This is a genomic window from Pseudomonas sp. S2_A10 (assembly GCF_054668465.1).
This window is the reverse complement of record NZ_CP162773.1, coordinates 2,579,653-2,593,272: the sequence shown is the minus strand read 5'-3', so window position 1 is coordinate 2,593,272 and position 13,620 is coordinate 2,579,653. Positions and strand designations below refer to the sequence as shown.

Below are 13,620 nucleotides of genomic sequence, written 5' to 3'. Positions count from 1 at the left end.
CGCAAACATTAATCAGGCGGGAGCGGGCCGGCACGCGATGAGGCCAGCTAGGACCTCACGGCCTCAAACAATTTATTCGACCACCAACCGCCCCAAACGCTGGCGCAACATGCGGTTCTCGGCACGCAACTGCTTCACCTCGTCCAGCAGATCCAGCGCCAGCGCCACGCCTTCCCACTCCAGTTCCAGATCACGGCGCAGCTTCGCCGCACGCTTGGCCAAGGCCAATTCGTAATCGGTGAAGCGCCATTCCCGGGGCTGTGCGCCCTGAGGTTCGAGGATGCCGTGCTCGACGATTTCGATCACGTAGACGTCCGACAAATCGGCCGCCTCACAGAATTCTGCCAGGTCCAGTTGAACGATCAGGGGGCTGCTCATGATGGGCTACTCCGTCGTCGGGTTCAGAAGTTCTCTCGCGGATTGAAGGCGGCTTTCTTCGCCAGTTCCTGCCACAGCGCCTTGACCTCATCGTCGGAGGCTTTGGGCATCACGGCCTTGAGCTGCACGAACAGATAACCGCGTTCGCCGGCCTTGTTCAGCAGGCCATGGCCCTTGGCGCGCATGCGCTGGCCATTCTGGCTGCCGGCCGGCACCTTGAGGTTGATCTTGCCGGTCAGGGTCGGCACGGCGACTTCGGTGCCCAATGCCAATTCCCACGGAGCCAGGGGCAAGGTGATGATCAGGTTTTCGCCTTCGACATCGAATTTCGGGTGCGGCGCAAACCGAATGGTCAGGTACAGGTCGCCATTCGCCCCGCCACCGATGCCCGGTGCGCCCTGGCCCTTCAGGCGAATCCGCTCGCCATCGGTCACGCCGGCCGGAATCTTCACGTTCAGGCTCTTGCTGGTGTTGCTGACATGCTGGCCGTGCGCGTTGTATTGCGGCACCTGAAAGGTGACTTTCTTCGATTCGTTCGACAGGGTTTCTTCGAGGAAGACCGGCAGTTCCATTTCCACGTCTTGCCCTCGGCGTCCGCGTGATTGGCGGCTCTCGGCGCCACCGAAACCGGGGCCGCGATTGCCGAAGATCGAACTGAAGAAGTCCGAGAAGTCGCCTGTGTCGCCACCGCCGCCACCGAAGCCGCCACGGCTCTGCCAGCCCGGTGGGCCCTGAAACGGCTGACCGTGCTGGCCATAACGGCGCAGTTCGTCGTATTCGGCGCGCTTGTCGGCGCTTTTCAGCGCTTCATAGGCTTCCGAGGCGTCCTTGAACTTGGCCTCGGCGTCTTTTTCCTTGCTGACGTCGGGGTGGTATTTGCGCGCCAGCTTGCGATAGGCCGCCTTGATGGCCTTGTCGTCGGCTGTCGGCTCCACGCCGAGTATCTTGTAATAGTCTTTGAAGTCCATGGAAGGATCACCATCCGTTATCGATTTCGCGCCGAGACCAGCATGCGCCGATTGGCACGTGCCGGGTTGACCGATCTCAAGTTTGTGACCGGGTGGCGCCGCAGAAGTTTATCGGCAGTGGACGACGGTTCTTGCGACCGCCGGTGTGTCTGCCGGCCCATGCCAGCAAGTTTGGGGCGATGCGGTGGTTTTCAACTGTCTGGGGGCGAAATAGCGGATGACCGGCCTTCGAATCTGCCGCGCACTGACATACACTGCGCGGCCGTTTTTTTGACCGGAAACCGAAAGACATGAAAGACGCCTCTCCAGCCCGTGCCTGCGGCATCGACTTCGGCACGTCCAACTCCACCGTCGGCTGGCTGCGCCCCGGCATGGACACCATGATTGCGCTGGAAGACGACAAGATCACCCTGCCGTCGGTGGTCTTCTTCAACATCGAGGAGCGTCGCCCGGTCTACGGTCGCCTGGCCCTGCACGAGTATCTGGAAGGCTACGAAGGCCGGCTGATGCGCTCGTTGAAAAGCCTGCTCGGCTCCAAGCTGATCAAGCACGACACCAGCGTCCTCGGCACGGCGATGCCGTTCAAGGATCTGCTCGGGCTGTTCATCGGCCAGCTCAAGAGCCGCGCCGAAACCGCCGCTGGTCGGGAATTCGAGCAAGTGGTGCTGGGTCGCCCGGTGTTCTTCGTCGACGACGATCCGCTCGCCGACCAGGAGGCCGAAGACACCCTGGTCGAAGTGGCGCGCAAAATCGGCTTCAAGAACGTGTCGTTCCAGTACGAGCCGATCGCGGCAGCGTTCGACTACGAGTCGACCATCGAGAAAGAAGAGCTGGTACTGATCGTCGACATCGGCGGTGGTACCTCCGACTTCTCGCTGGTGCGCCTGTCGCCCGAGCGTCGTGGTCTCGACAACCGTCACGATGACATCCTCGCCACCGGTGGTGTGCACATCGGTGGTACCGACTTCGACAAACAGCTCAGCCTGCAAGGCCTGATGCCGCTTTTCGGCTACGGCAGCCGCATGAAGAGCGGCGCGTACATGCCAACCAGCCACCACATGAACCTGGCGACCTGGCACACGATCAACTCGGTGTACTCGCAGAAATCCACGCTGGCACTGGGCAGCATGCGTTACGACATCGAAGACACCGGCGGCATCGATCGCCTGTTCAAGCTGATCGAACAGCGCGCCGGGCACTGGCTGGCGATGGAAGTGGAAGAAACCAAGATCCAGCTGACCCACGCCGACAGCCGCCACGTGCCGCTGGACCGCATCGAAGCCGGGCTGAGCGTCGAGCTGAGCCGCGCGCTGTTCGAATCGGCGATCGAAGCCTTGCTCGAGCGCGTGCGCGGCAGCGTTACGCAATTGCTCAATGATGCCGGCGTGGCGGTCGATCAGGTCGACACGGTGTTCTTCACTGGTGGTTCGAGCGGCATCCCGGCCCTGCGTAACAGCGTCTCGGCGATGTTGCCGAACGCGCGGCATGTCGAAGGCAACATCTTTGGCAGCATTGGTAGCGGTTTGGCGATTGAAGCGATGAAGCGTTACGGTTCGATGGCCTGATCACAATCTGTGGCGAAGAGCCTTCGTGGCGAGGGGATTTATCCTGTGGCGAGGGGATTTATCCCCGTTGGGCCGCGAAGCGGCCCCGCTCCTGAGCTTGAAAGCAGGGGCCTGCTGCGCAGGCCAACGGGGATAAATCCCCTCGCCACAGATGCATTCAATTTAGTTGCCTGGCCTTAGACCATCCCGCCCAGCTTCAGCTCACTCTTCAGATACGCGTAATAAATCGGCCCCGCCACCACTCCCGGCAAACCGAACGCGGCTTCGAACACCAGCATCGCCAGGAGCAACTCCCACGACTTGGCACTGATCTGCCCGCCGACGATGCGCGCGTTGAGGAAGTATTCGAGCTTGTGGATAACGATCAGATAGCCCAGCGCGGCGATCGCCACCCAGATCGACAGCGACAGACCGACGATGGTGATCAGCGTGTTCGACATCAGGTTGCCGATCACCGGCAGCAGGCCGAGCAGGAAGGTCAGCACGATCAGGGTTTTGGTCAGCGGCAGCTTGATGCCGAACATCGGCAGGATCACCGCGAGGAAGATCCCGGTGAACACGGTGTTGAGCAGGGAAATCTTGATCTGCGCGAAGACGATATTGCGAAACGCCTGCACCAGCAGATGCAAACGGTCGAACAAAGCGGCGGCCAGCGGCTTGCGCTTGGTCACGTCGGGGATGCGCTGCAGGGCGATGATCGCGCCGAGCACCATGCCGATCAGCAGGGTGACGAACATGTGCGCGGCGTCCTTGCCGACCAGTTGCAGGTCGGCCAGATGCTTGCTCGCCCACTCGCCGATCGCCACGCGAAATTCCGCTGCACTCGCCGGCAGGTAGGCATCGATGAACGGCGGCAACTGCCCGCGCGCGCGATCGACTACGCCCATGAATTTGTCGAGTGAAGCGCCGGGGTTTTCCGCTTCATGCAGGAGGAAACTGATAGCCCCGGCGAAAATCAGCGCCAGCGCACTTACTACCAGCGTGCCGAGCAGCGCCACCGCTAACCAGCGGGCACGCCGCCCTTCGATCAGCCGTTGCAGTTGCGGGGTGAGCATGTTGACCAGCTCGAACACCAGCAACCCGGCCAGCAGGCTGGGCAACAGGCGCAGCGGCAGCACCAGCAGCAAACCGCCAAAAATGATGATGCAACTGACCCAGAACACAACATGACGCTGAGAAAACGTTGGCATACAGCCTCAAAACGAACGGCGTGAAAGGATGGGCAGTCTGCCAGCGATCCTGGGTTAGCACTAGGGATATGCGGGGTTTCGGATTTTCGTGCAAGGCTTGCGAATTTCCCCCTCACCCTAGCCCTCTCCCAGAGGGAGAGGGGACCGATTGGGGGTTGCTCGAAAAATTTTCCGACCTGAACGTGCAGTGCCGAATCCGCAATCGACCCGGTATTTCAGACCCCAGTTCCTGTCGGCATCAATGCGGTCGGTCCCCTCTCCCTCCGGGAGAGGGTTAGGGTGAGGGAAAATCTCAAGCCGACCGAGTCAATCGGACACCCATGGCGCCCGCTTATTTTTTCTTCAGACACTCACTCATGAACGCCTTGCGCGCATCGCCGGTCAGCGCCTTGGTTTTCGCATCGGCATTGCAGGTGGTCATCTTCTGCTGCTGCGGGGTCAGCTCCTTGCCATCGTTGGCCGCTGGTGCCGCTTTCAGGCAGGTGCTCATGAACGCCTTGCGCTCATCGCCCTTCAAACTCTTGGCGGTCGCATCGGCATTGCAGGTGGTCATCTTGTTCTGTTGCGCCGTGGCGGCGAAACCCTGGGAACACACAAGCAGCCCGATCATCAACAACGGCACACGCAACATCTTCATGGAGTTTTCTCCTTGTTGCCGCACCGATGGATGCGGCCTCTGTCGCAGTGTAGTCAAAGCTTGTTACACCTTCCTGCCCTCGAGGTGGCTGCGCCGATACTGCTCCGGCGTACAACCCGCCTGACGGGCGAACATGGCGATGAATGCCGAGCCGCTGCTGTAGCCGAGGTCGAAAGCGATTTCCTGCACCGAACGCGAGGTCTCAAGCGCCTCGATCGCCGCCAGATAACGCAAGCGCTGACGCCACTCGCCAAAACTCATGCCCAGCTCACGAACGAACTGCCGCGCCAGAGTGCGCTCGCTGACATGCACTTGCGCGGCCCAATGCGCCAACGGTTGGTTGTCACCCGGCGCGGCCTGCAAGGCGTCGAGAATCGTCAGCAAGCCCGGGCTGCTCGCGTACGGCAGATAACATTCCTGCACCGGTGCCTGTTGCAGTTGATCGACCAATACCTGGGCCAGACGCTGATCGGCTTCATGCTCGGGGATCTTCACATCGCGGGCGGCGAAGTCCTTTAGGATGGCCTTGAGAATGTCGCTGATTGCCAGCGTGCAGGCCCGCGCCGGCAATCGCGCGCAGACGTCGGGATCAAGACACACCGCGCGGTAGTTGACCGGTTGATGGCTGTAGAAACTGTGCTCGACCTCGGGCGGCACCCACACCGCGTACTGCGGCGGCGACATGAAGCGGCTGCCGTCGACATCCATGTGCAGCACGCCATGGGCCGCGTATTCCAGCGTGCCCCAAGGATGCCGGTGTGGCGCGGCATATTCGTGGGCATTGAAATCGGCGTAGCGGAAATACACCGCTGACGGCAGTTCGCTGAAATCGAGCAGATCGATGTGTTTGCTGTTCATGCTGTCCGGATGCAGAGGCAGGTTGTCTGGATCGCAGTATAGGCCTGCATCCAGACAGGCGATAATCGCGCTTCATCAACGTTCTGGTTTTGTCCCATGCAATACGCGTTTCCCCTGCTGGCGATTTTCATCTGGGCCGGCAACACCGTGATCAACAAACTGGCGGTCGGCGCGATCTTCCCCGCCGAGATCGGTTTCTATCGCTGGCTGCTGGCCGGCGTGCTGTTCACGCCATTCATGCTGAAGAAAGTCATCGCGCACTGGCCGCAGATTCGGCCGAACCTGGGGCGGATTTTCGTCCTCGGCGTGCTCGGCATGGCGGTGTATCAGAGCCTCGCCTATTTCGCTGCAACACTGACCACCGCGACCAACATGGGCATCATCCTGTCGTTGATGCCATTGATGTCGCTGGCCATGGCGATCATCAGCCTCGGCCAGCGCCTGACGGCTGGTGCGCTGGTCGGTGCGGTGCTGTCGTTCGCTGGCGTGCTGGTGGTGGTGTCATCCGGCAGCCTCGGAGCGCTGCTGCAACACGGGGTCAATCTTGGCGATGCGATGATGCTGATCGCCACGCTGGCCTACGCGGTTTACAGCACGCTGCTTAAAAAGTGGCAACTGCGCCTGCCGCCGCTGGTGCTGCTGTACTTGCAGGTGCTGGTGGCGATTGTGGTGTTGTTTCCGTTGTTCGCGGTGTCGCCGAAGACCGGTTTGAATCTGCAGAACGTGCCGCTGGTGCTCTATGCATGCCTGCTGGCTTCGATGGTCGCGCCGCTGGCGTGGATGCAAGCGGTGCAGCGGTTGGGACCGAGCCGGACGACGTTGTTCTTCAATCTGCTGCCGCTGATTACCGCATTGATCGCAGCGCTGGTGCTGAAGGAACAGTTGGCGATGTATCACCTGGTGGGCGGTTTGCTGACCTTGGGTGGGGTGGTTTTGTCGGAGCGCTGGACCACCGTGTTGGGCCGCCGGGTCAGCGTTGCCTGATAAGGCCCCTTCGCGAGCAGGCTCACTCCCACATTGAAATGCAGACACCTGTGGGAGCGAGCCTGCTCGCGAAGAACGATGACGCGGTCTGTTTGGCTATAACCCTGCAGCCTCCAGCCGCGCCGCATGCTCGACAAACAGCCTTACCGGATCCGCGCCCTTGCCCACCAGTCCCAGCGACTGATTGACGATGTCGAAATGATCCAGCGGATAGTCATCACCGATCACCGTGCCCAGATGCGAGCTGTAACGGCCGACCATGCCATCGCACTGCCCCGGCTCGCGGACGAAGGTCTTGGCAAACAAGCGACAACTGCGGTTGGTGCCGTCAAAAAGATTGCCGCCACGATCGGTCTTGCCCGGTTGCAGCGTCCCTGACCAGGAGTAATAGCGCACACCGTTGACCTCTTCCGACCCCTGGCCGCCCCAGACTTCAGGCAGCCCTTGTGGATAACGCTGATTGAATAATGCAACGCCCGCCGTCGTTAGCGATTGGTGGGAAGCGTGGATATCCACCGGCAGTTTCGGCCCGTGATAACCCGTGTCGAGCAATGCCATGACCCAGCCGATCAAGCGCAGCAACGCTTCGAGCAAGCGGCCCTTGGCACTGCTACCGGGGTAGTGCTTTTCCAGATAATCAGCCAGCTCGGAACCATGATTCGGACCGGCCACCGAAGTCACCGAGGCCACCAGATCCGGACGCTTCGCCGCCGCATACCGTGCGGTCAACGCGCCTTGGCTGTGGCCGTACAGATTGACCTTTTGCGCCCCGCTCTCGCGCAGGATTTCCTCGATCCGCGCCAGCAACTGCTCGCCGCGCACTTCAGTAGAGTTGAGCGGCGAGACCTGCACCGCGACCACCGTCGCACCACCACGGCGCAAGGCCTTGATGATGCCGAACCAATACGGGTAAAGCACCAGCCGGATAAAGCCGAGCATGCCCGGCACCAGCACCAATGGATAACGTGTCGACATGGGTTACATCCTTGTGCGCGGTGAGTGGATGCCAGACCTGCAAGACGCCCGCCAAGCATCCAACGTGACGATGACAACTGAACGATGAGCCTACTTCAGCCCGCCACGATCCGCTCCACCGAAACCGGACTGACTCTCCCGACATCGCAGTCTTCAGCAGTTCCTGCAGCGCGTCCGGCGTAAATCGCATAAAACTTTTCGCTTCGCTCAAGACTCACAACCTGGGTAGCGACCGCGTCTTCAGAACGTGGCGCCTATCGGATTAGCCTCCAGGAGAATGAAATGAGTGACGTGCATTTGTCTGATGTTCAAACCCTGCGCGAACGCGCGCGGCAACACGTGGAAAACGGCGCGGTCACCGAGGGCTACAACGCCAACCGTGAAGAAATACTGCGTTTGCTCAATGAGTCGCTGGCCACCGAGCTGGTGTGCACCTTGCGCTACAAGCGCCACTACTTCATGGCCAACGGCCTGAAAGCCAACGTCGCCGCCGACGAATTCCTCGAACACGCCAACCAGGAAGCCGAGCACGCCGATCGCCTCGCCGAGCGGATCGTGCAACTGGGCGGTGAGCCTGAGTTCAACCCTGACCTGCTCAGCAAGATGTCCCACGCGCAATACGTGGCTGGCAATACGCTCAAGGAAATGGTTTACGAAGATCTGGTGGCCGAGCGCATTGCTATCGACAGCTATCGCGAAATCATCCAGTACATCGGTGACAAAGACCCGACCACCCGCCGCATCTTCGAAGACATCCTCGCCCAGGAAGAAGAACACGCCGACGACATGGCGGACATCCTCAACGATCTGTAACCCTTAACAGCAAAAGATCGCAGCCTTCAACAGCTCCTACAGGGGGAACGCATTCCAAATGTAGGAGCTGCCGAAGGCTGCGATCTTTCGATCTGCCCTGCTTACTTACTGGGTTTAACGGTTACCGGCGCCTTGCCCTGCTTCATCTGCTCCAGCAACGGTGCACATTGATTCGGCTCGCCACCGCTCGGCGCCACCAGTGCCAGCAACCCCGCCGCCGGTGCGGCGATCACGCCCAGCGCAACCATCCCCGCCCCGCGCAGCATCAACGGTACGGCTTTGACGCCGGCATCCGGTTTGATGAACTTGCCGCGCACATACAGCGGCGAGCGCAGCGAGATCAGACGCCAGCCCTTGGATTCCGGGGTCACGGTCAGATCGAGTTGTTCGGTGGCCATGTTCGCCGTGCCATCGATGTAGATGATTGCGTTCTCGGTATCGAAGACAAACAGCCGTGTCGTGGCCAGGCCGGTCTTGATGTCGAAGTCCGCCGCCGCGCAATTGATCTTCACTTCCTTGTCGCCAAAGATCTTGCCGACCACGTAGTTACCGACGTTGAGCCCGGCCAGCTCCATCAACTCACGGCTGATTGCACCGTCGTTGATCAGCATCTTCAGATTACCGTTGGCACCACCGAGCAGCTTGGCCACGGAGTTGCCCCGGCCACTGATGTCGGCATCGCCATTGAGCTCACCGAAACTGGTCTTCATCGGCTCGAAGGTCGGGAACAGCTCTTTGAGTTTGAATTTGCGTGCGGTCAAACGCGCGCGGCCTTCCAGCGGCTCGGTGCGGCCATTGAGGCGAATCAGCGCATCCAGCGTGCCGCCGGCGACACCAAAGCGCAGCGGTTCCAGGCTGAGCTCGCCGTCGTTGAGTTTCAGATGGGTATAGAGGTCGTTGAACGGCAGCTTCTCGCTGTGGACGATGCGTTTGCCGGTGAACTCGACATCGGCGTCCATGGCCCGCCAGCGATCGGTTTTGAATTCTTCGACCGGCAGGACTTTGTCCGCCGGTTGCTTGCTCGCGCCGCCACGGGCCTTTTGCTCGGTGTTGGAGTCGGCGCCGATCAGTGGCGCGAGGTCGGCAAACAGCAGTTGATTGGAGAGCAGCGCACCGCTGAGTTTCGGCCGTGGCTGGCTGGCCACGTAGGTCAGGTCGCCGTGGATGTCGCTGTCGCCGATCTTGCCGTTGAATTTTTCATAAGTGAATTTCGCCCCGGCTTCGTCATGCAGCCTGGCGATCAGGTGACCGTCGGTGGAATACGGTGGGGTGTCCGGCAGGGTCACGCCGGTCAGCGGGTAGAGATTGCCGAGGCTGTCGCCAGCGAGCTTGAGGCGCAGATCAAGAGCGCCAAGATTCAGCGGGTCAGTCAGGGTGCCGGCCAGTTCGATACGGGTATCGCCGATCTTCGCCTGGGCCTGCAACGGGAACGGCTTGCTCGCGTCCTGCAACGCCAGCAACCCGCCGATCTTGCCCTGCCCGGTGAGGTTCTGCCCGTGGTACTGGCCTTTGACCTTGAGCGCAAAGGCGTAATCCTGCGGTGCGCCGCCCTTGTCCTGAGCAGTTTTCGCCGCTTTGTCGCCGACGATCTCGCTGAATGGAATCGGCTTGCCGAGCGGGTCGATCAACACATCGAGATTGGTTTTCAGGGTCTGATCGTCGAGGGTCACGTGGCCCTTGTCGAAACCGATCGCGCCGATGTCGACCACCCAGCTCGAAGGCTCGGCGTTCGGGTCCTTGGGATCGAATTTGAACGTCCAGTTGGCGCGGCCATCGGCCAGACGTTGCAGCTCGGCATTCGGCTCGGTCAGGTCGATGCGCGGAATCACCACGCGCTGGGCCAGCAGGGCCAGCGGCGAAATGCGCAGTTCAACGCGTTTGAGCGTGACCATCTGCGCCTGCTTCGACCAGTCCGGGTTGCCCAAGCTCAAGTCCTCGGCCACCACATGCGGCCACGGCACCCAGGCACGCCAGCCGCCTTCTTCCGGCTCGCGCTGCCAGATCACCGCGAGGTTGCCATTGATGGCAAACGCCCGGTGCAGTTCTTCCGAAACTTTGGCATTGATCGTCGGTTTGATCCGGTTCCAGTCGAAGAACACGATGATCAGAATCAAGGCTGCCAGCAGCAGCACGAGGATGGCGAAGGTCCAGCTGAAGATTTTTCCAGTGCGCGTCATGCACAAAGCTCCTGATCACGACCGCACGCCGATTACCCGACGCACAGCTGAAACGGCAGACCTAAGCGGCCCCTATGCAGTCTGTGACTGGCGAAAGGCCCGCAGGTTTAATCGAAAGGCAGTTTAAGCCATAAAAAGCGCAGCAAAACTGACCGATCGGTCGAGCAGTGTTACCGCGACCCGCACTTTTGCGAGGCACGAGTGAGTCGAAAATACCCACGACGGTGCAAAACCGTCGCCCGCAAAGGCCCGATCTAGAGCCTTCGCGCCGAACAATCAATTCTGTTGATTATTACCATTGCGTTTATGAACTTTTATATCGACATATCGAGAGTAGCATTGCCCTCGTACCCACTTTATCGCCCTCCCAAGGAGCCACTATCATGAAACGCCAATTACTGCTCAGCCTTACCCTGTCGATGCTAGCCAGCACTGCTTTCGCCCTGCCAGCTGCCGATCAGGCCACTCCGCAAGTCAAAGACAGCCACTCGGTGTTCAGCCAGACGCTCGCTGAAGACGGCTACGACAAAACCCCACAAGGCCAGACTCTGGCTGAAGACGGCTATGACAAGACCCCTCAAGGCCAGACTCTGGCTGAAGACGGCTATGACAAGACCCCTCAAGGTCAGACTCTGGCTGAAGATGGCTATGACAAAACCCCACAGGGCCAGACCCTGGCTGAAAACGGCCGCAATCGTCTCGAAGAAAAAGGCCTTGTGGAAGATGGCTACGACAAGACTCCACAAGGTCAAGCCCTCGCCGAAGGTGGTGGTGATCGTGTAATCGAACGCAACAGCGCCGTGAGCTGAGCCTATGACGGCCCAGCGAAAAAGCCCAATCAGCGGATTGGGCTTTTGACTTTTCAGCTTCTGTGAATCCCTCGCTGCATGACTCCCCGTTCGACGCCGACAAAGCCGATTTGCTAGAGTGCGGCGCTTGTCCTGCCGAAGAACACACCCTGCGATGCTGCCCCGCGCCGAACAGAAACAACAGACCCGCAACGCCCTGATGGACGCTGCCCGCCACCTGATGGAAAGCGGCCGAGGATTCGGCAGCCTGAGCCTGCGCGAAGTGAGCAAGACCGCCGGCATCGTGCCCACCGGTTTCTACCGGCACTTTGCCGATATGGACGAGTTGGGTCTGGTACTGGTCAGCGAAGTCGGCCAGACCTTCCGCGAGACCATCCGCCTGGTGCGGCACAACGAATTCGTCATGGGCGGCATCATCGACGCTTCGGTGCGCATCTTCCTTGATGTGGTCAACGCCAACCGCTCGCAATTCCTGTTTCTCGCCCGCGAACAATACGGCGGCTCGCTGCCGGTACGCCAGGCGATCGGACGCCTGCGGGAGAACATCAGCGCCGACCTCGCGGCGGACCTGGCGCTGATGCCCAAGCTGCAACATCTGGACATCGCCGGTCTGAGCGTGATCGCCGACCTGATCGTCAAATCGGTGTTCGCCACCCTCCCCGACATCATCGACCCGCCCGCCGAGGCCTTGCCGGAGCATCTGACGCCGCAGGCGAAGATCACCCAGCAACTGCGCTTCATCTTTATCGGCCTCAAGCACTGGCAAGGACTGGGCAGTACCGAGTAATCCCCTTCTCTATCTGACACAGCGCAAAGCCCCTGTGGGAGCGAGCCTGCTCGCGAAAGCGCTGGGTCAGCTGAATACATCTGTCTGACACGGCGCATTCGCAAGCAGGCTCGCTCCCACATTGAACATCCGTCACGGCATCGAATTGGTGCATGACAAATCCTTCATGCACCAAAACCTTCCAGAATCGCCGCGCCTGTTGAAAGATCAGGCAAGCGCCGACAGCTATTTCCTACAGATCACCCGATTGGCGCGGCGCTTGCTCTAGCCCATTCAACGTTCATTGCTGGAAGCTTTCCGATGCTGGTGATTCATCGCAGAATCGACCCTCAACCCGTCTGGGCCGCCGAGCTGCACCTGACCTTCGAAGCGCGCAGCAAAAGCCGTTTGCGCTGTTTCAGTGCCGAAGGCGAAGACGTCGGGTTGTTTTTGGAGCGCGGCCAGCCACCGCTGTATGACGGCGAATGCCTGCAGGCTGAAGACGGCCGTGTCGTGCGCGTCTGCGCCCGCCCTGAACAACTGCTCCATGTCACTTGCGCCAATGCGTTCGAACTGACCCGCGCGGCCTATCACCTCGGCAACCGTCATGTCGCCCTGCAAGTCGGCGATGGCTGGCTACGCCTGCTCGACGATTACGTACTCAAGGCGATGCTCGAACAGCTCGGCGCGCAGGTCGAGGCTATCGAAGCGCCGTTCCAGCCGGAACACGGCGCTTACGGCGGCGGCCATCATCATTCCCGCCACGGCGACGAAGACTTCAACTACGCGCCGAAACTCCACCAGTTCGGCGTGCGCCTGTGAATCCGGCCTGGGCGCTGCTGCGTCTGGCCAGTCCGCAATTGCCGATTGGCGGCTACAGCTATTCCCAGGGACTGGAAATGGCGGTGGATAACGGCCGGGTCCACAACCCTGACGCCGCCCGCCGCTGGATCAGCGATCAACTGCTGCTCAACCTCGCGCGCTTCGAAGCGCCGCTGCTGTTGGCGCATTGCCAAGCCGCAGCAGATGAAAACTGGGCCGAATTACGACAACTCTGCGAGAGCCACCGCGCCAGTCGCGAAACCCGCGAGTTGCATCTGGAGAGCCGGCAGATGGGTTACTCCTTGCAGCAGTTGTTGAACGGTTTGCCGGAACTCGACGCGCCCGCCCGCGACTTTCTTGACCAGACCACAGAACCGCATCTGGCCCTGTGCTGGGCACTGGCGGCACGCGCCTGGAGCATCAGCCCGCAGGATGCTCTTGCTGCGTGGCTATGGAGCTGGCTGGAAAACCAGCTCGCCGTGCTGATGAAAACCCTGCCGCTGGGCCAGCAAGCCGCCCAGCGCCTGACCAGCGAACTGCTGCCGCTGCTGCAACAGGCGCAGTACGACGCGACCCACATCAACCCCGAACACATCGGCAGCGCCGCGTTTGGCCTGTCTCTGGCGTGCATGGCCCACGAGCGCCAGTACAGCCGTCTCTTCCGCTCTTAGGGCTGTT

The 13,620-nt window shown here is 60.7% G+C and carries 14 protein-coding genes; 7 read left to right on the top strand and 7 right to left on the bottom strand.

Features of this window, described 5'->3' with window-relative positions; genetic code table 11:
* Positions 1-72 precede the first annotated feature (72 nt).
* Both AB4N41_RS11725 and AB4N41_RS11720 read right to left on the bottom strand, forming a co-directional pair.
* On the bottom strand, positions 73-378 hold the full coding sequence (locus AB4N41_RS11725; protein WP_016771896.1) for a chaperone modulator CbpM: 306 nt from the start codon (positions 376-378) through the stop codon (positions 73-75).
* Positions 379-401: 23 nt separating this feature from the next.
* A complete protein-coding gene (locus AB4N41_RS11720) occupies positions 402-1,346 on the bottom strand; it encodes a DnaJ C-terminal domain-containing protein (RefSeq protein ID WP_024011397.1) in 945 nt (314 codons plus the stop codon).
* Positions 1,347-1,636: 290 nt separating this feature from the next.
* On the opposite strand from AB4N41_RS11720, the gene AB4N41_RS11715 reads away from it, so the two are divergent.
* Complete coding sequence (locus AB4N41_RS11715) at positions 1,637-2,911, top strand: Hsp70 family protein (protein WP_460138392.1); 1,275 nt, start codon at positions 1,637-1,639, stop codon at positions 2,909-2,911.
* A 176-nt stretch (positions 2,912-3,087) separates the two neighbouring features.
* On the opposite strand, the gene AB4N41_RS11710 is transcribed toward AB4N41_RS11715, so the two are convergent.
* The 3 genes from AB4N41_RS11710 to AB4N41_RS11700 form a co-directional block, all read right to left on the bottom strand.
* The gene (locus tag AB4N41_RS11710) at positions 3,088-4,101 is read right to left on the bottom strand and encodes an AI-2E family transporter (protein ID WP_016771899.1); all 1,014 of its coding nucleotides are present in this window, start codon (positions 4,099-4,101) and stop codon (positions 3,088-3,090) included.
* 331 nt (positions 4,102-4,432) lie between these two features.
* The gene (locus AB4N41_RS11705) at positions 4,433-4,738 is read right to left on the bottom strand and encodes a PsiF family protein (protein ID WP_016771900.1); all 306 of its coding nucleotides are present in this window, start codon (positions 4,736-4,738) and stop codon (positions 4,433-4,435) included.
* A 63-nt stretch (positions 4,739-4,801) separates the two neighbouring features.
* Entirely contained in the window at positions 4,802-5,596 is a 795-nt protein-coding gene (locus tag AB4N41_RS11700) for an AraC family transcriptional regulator (protein WP_252877347.1), read from the bottom strand.
* A 96-nt stretch (positions 5,597-5,692) separates the two neighbouring features.
* On the opposite strand from AB4N41_RS11700, the gene AB4N41_RS11695 reads away from it, so the two are divergent.
* Entirely contained in the window at positions 5,693-6,580 is an 888-nt protein-coding gene (locus tag AB4N41_RS11695; protein ID WP_236169792.1) for a DMT family transporter, read from the top strand.
* A 96-nt stretch (positions 6,581-6,676) separates the two neighbouring features.
* Here the strand turns inward: AB4N41_RS11695 and AB4N41_RS11690 are convergent, their stop codons facing one another.
* A complete protein-coding gene (locus AB4N41_RS11690) occupies positions 6,677-7,555 on the bottom strand; it encodes an esterase/lipase family protein (protein WP_252877346.1) in 879 nt (292 codons plus the stop codon).
* A 282-nt stretch (positions 7,556-7,837) separates the two neighbouring features.
* Between AB4N41_RS11690 and AB4N41_RS11685 the strand changes: the two genes are divergently transcribed.
* Positions 7,838-8,368, top strand: a complete 531-nt coding sequence (locus AB4N41_RS11685; RefSeq protein WP_016771904.1) for a ferritin-like domain-containing protein — start codon at positions 7,838-7,840, stop codon at positions 8,366-8,368.
* A 101-nt stretch (positions 8,369-8,469) separates the two neighbouring features.
* Here the strand turns inward: AB4N41_RS11685 and AB4N41_RS11680 are convergent, their stop codons facing one another.
* Positions 8,470-10,545, bottom strand: coding sequence for an AsmA family protein (locus AB4N41_RS11680; protein WP_252877345.1), 2,076 nt, complete (start codon positions 10,543-10,545; stop codon positions 8,470-8,472).
* A gap of 383 nt (positions 10,546-10,928) precedes the next feature.
* Between AB4N41_RS11680 and AB4N41_RS11675 the strand changes: the two genes are divergently transcribed.
* The 4 genes from AB4N41_RS11675 (at position 10,929) to AB4N41_RS11660 (ending at position 13,613) form a co-directional block, all read left to right on the top strand.
* Positions 10,929-11,354: a hypothetical protein gene (locus AB4N41_RS11675; RefSeq protein WP_353188278.1), complete on the top strand. Its 426-nt coding sequence runs from the start codon at positions 10,929-10,931 to the stop codon at positions 11,352-11,354.
* Positions 11,355-11,508: 154 nt separating this feature from the next.
* A complete protein-coding gene (locus AB4N41_RS11670; RefSeq protein ID WP_056787610.1) occupies positions 11,509-12,141 on the top strand; it encodes a TetR family transcriptional regulator in 633 nt (210 codons plus the stop codon).
* 300 nt (positions 12,142-12,441) lie between these two features.
* Entirely contained in the window at positions 12,442-12,942 is a 501-nt protein-coding gene (gene ureE, locus AB4N41_RS11665) for an urease accessory protein UreE (protein ID WP_039756959.1), read from the top strand.
* Positions 12,939-13,613, top strand: a complete 675-nt coding sequence (locus AB4N41_RS11660; protein ID WP_252877344.1) for an urease accessory protein UreF — start codon at positions 12,939-12,941, stop codon at positions 13,611-13,613. The genes ureE and AB4N41_RS11660 overlap by 4 nt, the downstream gene beginning before the upstream one ends.
* Positions 13,614-13,620 lie beyond the last annotated feature (7 nt).

Bases quoted from the DNA above. Each gene is read 5' to 3' on its own strand.
- AB4N41_RS11675 (WP_353188278.1), top strand. From the start codon at position 10,929: ATGAAACGCCAATTACTGCTCAGCCTTACCCTGTCGATGCTAGCCAGC.
- AB4N41_RS11715 (WP_460138392.1), top strand. From the start codon at position 1,637: ATGAAAGACGCCTCTCCAGCCCGTGCCTGCGGCATCGACTTCGGCACG.
- AB4N41_RS11710 (WP_016771899.1), bottom strand. From the start codon at position 4,101: ATGCCAACGTTTTCTCAGCGTCATGTTGTGTTCTGGGTCAGTTGCATC.
- AB4N41_RS11695 (WP_236169792.1), top strand. From the start codon at position 5,693: ATGCAATACGCGTTTCCCCTGCTGGCGATTTTCATCTGGGCCGGCAAC.
- AB4N41_RS11705 (WP_016771900.1), bottom strand. From the start codon at position 4,738: ATGAAGATGTTGCGTGTGCCGTTGTTGATGATCGGGCTGCTTGTGTGT.
- AB4N41_RS11690 (WP_252877346.1), bottom strand. From the start codon at position 7,555: ATGTCGACACGTTATCCATTGGTGCTGGTGCCGGGCATGCTCGGCTTT.
- AB4N41_RS11720 (WP_024011397.1), bottom strand. From the start codon at position 1,346: ATGGACTTCAAAGACTATTACAAGATACTCGGCGTGGAGCCGACAGCC.
- AB4N41_RS11670 (WP_056787610.1), top strand. From the start codon at position 11,509: ATGCTGCCCCGCGCCGAACAGAAACAACAGACCCGCAACGCCCTGATG.
- AB4N41_RS11700 (WP_252877347.1), bottom strand. From the start codon at position 5,596: ATGAACAGCAAACACATCGATCTGCTCGATTTCAGCGAACTGCCGTCA.
- ureE (WP_039756959.1), top strand. From the start codon at position 12,442: ATGCTGGTGATTCATCGCAGAATCGACCCTCAACCCGTCTGGGCCGCC.
- AB4N41_RS11725 (WP_016771896.1), bottom strand. From the start codon at position 378: ATGAGCAGCCCCCTGATCGTTCAACTGGACCTGGCAGAATTCTGTGAG.
- AB4N41_RS11685 (WP_016771904.1), top strand. From the start codon at position 7,838: ATGAGTGACGTGCATTTGTCTGATGTTCAAACCCTGCGCGAACGCGCG.
- AB4N41_RS11680 (WP_252877345.1), bottom strand. From the start codon at position 10,545: ATGACGCGCACTGGAAAAATCTTCAGCTGGACCTTCGCCATCCTCGTG.